Source organism: Vibrio sp. OPT46 (assembly GCF_015163535.1).
In the GTDB taxonomy this organism is placed as follows: domain Bacteria; phylum Pseudomonadota; class Gammaproteobacteria; order Enterobacterales; family Vibrionaceae; genus Vibrio; species Vibrio alginolyticus.
In genome coordinates this window covers 1-450 of record NZ_JADDYG010000414.1, presented here as the reverse complement: position 1 = coordinate 450, position 450 = coordinate 1, and the positions used below count along the sequence as shown (strand labels likewise).

Annotated in this window: 1 pseudogene; it reads left to right on the top strand. The window is 38.0% G+C overall.

From position 1 onward, the window contains the following. Nucleotides 1–328: 328 nt before the first annotated feature. Nucleotides 329–450, top strand: a pseudogene (locus tag IQR33_RS18815) (alkylphosphonate utilization protein); the annotation flags it as partial.

Here is a 450-nt window from a genome sequence, read left to right as displayed (position 1 = left end):
ATTTCAAAAGAGCAAATTGTCCAGATTGTCGAACGTTAACGACAGGCCCTCTGTAAATTAGAGGGCTATGTTCTAGCCACCCTCTCTCTACATTTACCTCTTTTAGGCTTGTAATCGTTGTAGAAATTGACACAACCAATTCATAAGCCAAAACAATTAATAGTGTCTTTTATACTTCCGTATTATTTATTTAGCGAATATTTTACATCTTCACCTTAATCAGGTTGGAGTATTGTAAAATCTAGTCTTTAATTCGCTAACACCCTTTTATTTCTCAGGATAAAGTGGATAATACCGCCACAAAATAACATTACTAAGGTGAGTCCTTATGTCTATTGAAGCTACTCTGCTTGCGCGCTGCGAGTCAAAATGTGAACTGTGTTCTTCTGAATCTCAACTAACTGCATACGCTGTCCCACCTCACGGTAATGTGACGGTTGATACTGCCAT